3 protein-coding genes are annotated in these 1,864 nt (G+C 51.9%); 2 read left to right on the forward strand and 1 reads right to left on the reverse strand.

What is annotated here, in order from left to right; genetic code table 11:
• On the forward strand, positions 1–568 hold a 568-nt coding region (locus tag ACTHUR_RS10775), incomplete at its 5' end, for a MobC family plasmid mobilization relaxosome protein (RefSeq protein ID WP_440398572.1).
• A 92-nt stretch (positions 569–660) separates the two neighbouring features.
• On the opposite strand, the gene ACTHUR_RS10780 is transcribed toward ACTHUR_RS10775, so the two are convergent.
• Entirely contained in the window at positions 661–831 is a 171-nt protein-coding gene (locus ACTHUR_RS10780) for a hypothetical protein (RefSeq protein WP_440398573.1), read from the reverse strand.
• A 424-nt stretch (positions 832–1,255) separates the two neighbouring features.
• Between ACTHUR_RS10780 and ACTHUR_RS10785 the strand changes: the two genes are divergently transcribed.
• Positions 1,256–1,753, forward strand: coding sequence for an MbeB family mobilization protein (locus ACTHUR_RS10785; RefSeq protein ID WP_240600421.1), 498 nt, complete (start codon positions 1,256–1,258; stop codon positions 1,751–1,753).
• The last annotated feature ends 111 nt before the right edge of the window (positions 1,754–1,864 follow it).

A 1,864-nucleotide genomic window follows, 5' to 3' on the forward strand; every position in this document is an offset into this window, starting at 1 on the left:
ACCTGAAACCGTCGCCCTTTGTGTTGGTTGCGGTTCTGAAACTGTTGGCTTATCATGGCAACGTTTTCACAACAGAAACATAAAGCAAGGCTACATTGCGCTATCGCTTAATGCCTTGCAAGGGGAGTTCCCCTTGACCCCCGTAGGACTTTTTTTGCCTGCTTACACAGGCAAAAAAAGCCCCCAAACGACAGGAAAAAAAATGTCAGAAAAGCGAACAAAGCAACTCATCATCCGAGTCAGTCCGACCGAGTTTGAGACTTTGACCCGACAGAAGACCCATCCGAATTTAGCCCGCTACATTCGGGAGCGGGTTTTGGAAGATGGCAAAGCATCCGACAAAAAAACCGTCAAATTCCAATTCCCGCCCGAAGTCGTGCGGGTACTTGCAGGAATGGGTAACAACCTGAACCAAATAGCCAAGACCCTGAACACCGCCGCAAAGGTCGGCACGTTGGGCAATGTGGAAGCACTCAAGGCGACGACCGAGCTGGCAGCGTTGGAACGTTCCCTAAATTCCCTACGGGATTTTTTAGCCAAAGAAAAAAACGGAGGACAGTCCCAATGATTGTGCAGTTTTTCAATAGGGGGAAAGGCGGCGGGAGTGGTCCGATAGACTATCTTCTAGGCAAAGACCGCGACCGAGAAGAAGCCAAATTATTACGCGGCGACCCCGAAGAAACCGCCGCCCTGATAGACAGCAGCGATTACGCCAAGAAATACACCGCCGGCTGCCTGAGCTTTGAAGAAAGCAACATTCCCGCCGAACAGAAACGCGCCCTGATGGACAGCTTCGAAGAGTGTATTTTTGCAGGCTTGGACAAAGACCAATACAACTGCCTATGGGTAGAACACCGAGACAAAGGGCGGTTGGAACTCAACTTCGTGATACCAAACATCGAGCTTTTGAGCGGAAAGCGGTTACAGCCCTACTACTACGCCGCCGACAGGGGCAGAGTGGACGCATGGCGCACCATGCAGAACCTGACGCACGGATACAGCGACCCAGACGACCCTGCCAAACGGCAGAGCATGACCCAAGCCAAAGACCTGCCGAGAAACACGCAGGAAGCCGCACAGAGCATCACAGACGGCTTAGAAGCCCTAGCCCTAGCAGGCAAGGTAAAAAGCCGCGCAGACGTGCTGGAAACGCTGGAAAAGGCAGGTTTTGAAATATCACGAGCGACCCCCAGCAGCATCAGCATCAAGAACCCAGACCCCAAAGGGCGCAACATCCGACTGAAAGGCGCACTGTATGAGCAAGATTTCCGATTTGGCGAAGACCTTCGAGCAGACATCACGCACCGAAGCCACCAGCATAGAGCAGCAAACGAAAGCAGACTTAGACACGCTACGGCAAAATATCAACGAGGCATTGAAGCAAAGCGAGCAGAAAATAACCGCCGATATACACGCCCAACAGTTACGCATGAGCAAGGCAGTATTCAAGCCCTATCTGTGGAGCTTGCTAGGCATATCGGCAACAGGTTTGATAGTCGCCGCGATATTGCTCATAGTGATATTGAGCTTAAACAGCGAATTGGACGACCTGAAACAGCAGAGAGCCGAAGCAGAGCGCACACTAGACCTGTTGAACACCAAGACCAAAGGTTTAACACTGGAAAATTGCCCGGTCGAGAACAGCAAAGCAACGCGGGTATGCGTAGCGACCGACCCGAGTTCGCCGCCGTATTACGCGAACAACGACAAAACCAGAGCTTGGCGGTACATAGCACAGAAAAACAGCAGATAGGGGTAACAGATGACCGAGATAGAAACCGCATTGTTAGACGCATTGGAGAACTTGGAGCGCAATCGCAAAGCGACCGAGAAGCGAATGCTGGACGCGTTAGCGGAATTAGAG

The organism is Neisseria sp. P0021.S007, assembly GCF_051956855.1.